Annotated in this window: 1 protein-coding gene; it reads right to left on the bottom strand. The window is 77.8% G+C overall.

Features of this window, described 5'->3' with window-relative positions; all coding sequences use genetic code 11:
- On the bottom strand, positions 1-2,453 hold a 2,453-nt coding region (locus C1I99_RS31140), incomplete at its 3' end, for a M28 family peptidase (protein ID WP_111137714.1).
- Between the last annotated feature and the right edge of the window lie 15 nt (positions 2,454-2,468).

Genomic DNA, 2,468 nt, shown 5'->3' with positions numbered 1-2,468 from the left:
GCCAGCGCACCGGCCAGCGCCGGCAGGCTCGCAAGGTACGCCCCGCCCGGCGCCTCCGCGGCGAGCAGTACCCCGAGCAGGGCCAGCCAGCCCAGCCCGCCGATCGCCAGCGCGGCCGGGCCGGCCCCGGCGATCCCGACATCCGGCGGCCGGGGGCGGAACCCGGGCAGGGCGTCCAGGCCGTCGCTGGCGTCCATCGCGCGCAGCGCCACCTGCCCCGCCGTCGGCGTGACGGTCAGCGTCAGCTCGATGCCCTCGGCGGGCGGGGCGTGGAAGACCACGCCGAAACCCCACCGGCCCTCCCGCGCCTCGACCGGCACTGACCGGCCGGCCACCTCCGCGTGGAGCACCGCCGCCGTGGCCGTGTCGACGTGCAGGCTGGCCAGGCGGACCGGGCGCTGCGGGGTGAGCCGCAGGCGCAGGGTGCGCTCGGCGCCGGCGGTGGTGTCGGCGAGGACCTCCAGTTCCGGCGCGGGCAGGTTCGCCGCCGGCGCCGGGCCGGCGCGCAACTCGGTGTCCCCCAGGCCGGGGAAGTCCTCGACCTCACCGACCCCGTCGACGTAGCCGTCGGTCCAGGGCTGCGGGTCGGACTCGTGGCTGAGCCAGCGGGCCTGGCCGGTGCCGGCGTCCAGGGCGTACATCAGATGGGTAGGTGCGGGGTGCGCGGCGTCGAACCGGTCGACCGAGAGCCCGGCCCCGGCGAGGACCGCCGCCGCGAGCCCGGCGGCGACGGCGGGCGGCGCGTCGAGCCGGCGGGCCGGGGCCGCGGCCACGCCCCGCTGCCCGCCGGTTGGCGGGTGCAGCAGGTCCACCACCGGTAGCGCGGCCAGCCCGAGCAGCGCCGCGACCAGCGCCGCGACGCCCCCCATCGCCATGCCGAGCGCCGGGAAGAGCAGCACCACCGTCGGCAGCAGGATCACCACGGCCACCGCACCGGCCAGGGTCACCGCGACGACGGGCCACGGCCCGTCGATCCGGGTGCGCAGCGCGACCAGTCCGGCCAGCGCACCGGCCAGCGCCGGCAGGCTCGCAAGGTACGCCCCGCCCGGCGCCTCCGCGGCGAGCAGTACCCCGAGCAGGGCCAGCCAGCCCAGCCCGCCGATCGCCAGCGCGGCCGGGCCGGCCCAGCGGCGGGTCAGCGCGTACCAGGCGAACAGGATCGCGGCGGCCAGCGACAGCACGGCCAGCCGGTACCAGGTCGGCCGGTACGGGTCGAGGAGCTCGGCGTGGCCGGGCCGGATCGCGGTGACCGCCGCCCAGAGCAGCTGGGCGGCGACCGGGGCGGCCACGATCGGCACCAGGGCCAGGCCGAATCCGGCAGCAAGCCGGCCGGTGCTGACCCGACCGCGTCGGCGGGCCAGCCAGCCGAGCGCCACCACGGCGGCCAGCGCGAGCAGTGCCAGCGGCACGGGCAGCCACCCGGGGTAGCGGACCAGCCCGCCCGGCACCGGGAAGTAGGTGGCGTCGTGGCCGGAGCGCAGGGCGGCCAGGTCGACCCGGCCGAACTCCCGGGCCAGGCCGAGGGCGTTGTCCCCGTGGTGCTGAAGGCTGGCCCGATCCATCCTGGCCGGGGTGTCCAGCGGCGTGTGGTAGATCGCCCCGCCGTCGATGTACGCCGAGTTCAGCCCGGCGAAGCCCGCGTCGAGGAACGCGGTGAAGTCGGTGTCGTTGGGCAGCGCCCGGTAGATCTCCACCGCGAACGAGGTGCCCACCGGGTGCGGGGCGGCCCGGCCGAAGACGTCCACCAGCTTCGCGTTGTCCCGCGACGTCTCGAACATGATCACGGGCCCGGTGGAGCCCCGGGCCTCCAGGTTGAGCATCACCCCGCCGTCGGCGGCCAGCGGGTGGCTCGACGCGAACGCCGAGGCGCCGCAGAGGCACGCCTCCTCGGCGTCGGTGAGCACGAGGACGATGTCGTTACGCGGCCGGGGGCCGGCGGCCAGTGCCCGGGCCACCTCCAGGATGGTGGAGGTGCCGGCCGCGTCGTCGTTGCCGCCTGGGCCGGACTGCACCGAGTCGTAGTGGGCGACCAGGAAGACCCTCCCGGTGGGGTCGCTGCCGGGGAGCAGGGCCACCACGTTGCGGACCCGAGCCAGGGTTGCCCCGCCGGCCGCCCCGCTCAGCTGCCCCGCCTCCGGGGCGACGGTGTCCTGCACCCCGGTCTCCAGGCCCAGCCCGCGCAGCACCCCCTCGATGTGGGCGCGTACCTGGTCATTGGCCGGGCTCCCGGCGACGTGCGGGCGCGCCGCGATGACCTTGACATGCTCGTACGCCCGGGCGGCGCTGAACTCGCCCGGCGGCGCGTCGACCGGACGCGGTGCGGGGGTGCGCAGGTCGAGCAGGGAAGCGGCGCCGACGGCGGCCAGCGCGACGAGCGCCGCCGCGGCGGCGGCCAGTCGCCGGCGGGGCCGGGCCAGCGCGCGGTCGGCCACCCGGGTGGGGGGTGCGCCCACGGGACTCCTCGGGGT

Source organism: Micromonospora deserti (assembly GCF_003236335.1).
Classification (GTDB): Bacteria; Actinomycetota; Actinomycetes; order Mycobacteriales; family Micromonosporaceae; genus Micromonospora; species Micromonospora deserti.
The sequence above is the reverse complement of the archived record's forward strand: the minus strand, read 5'-3'. Positions and strand labels throughout refer to the sequence as shown.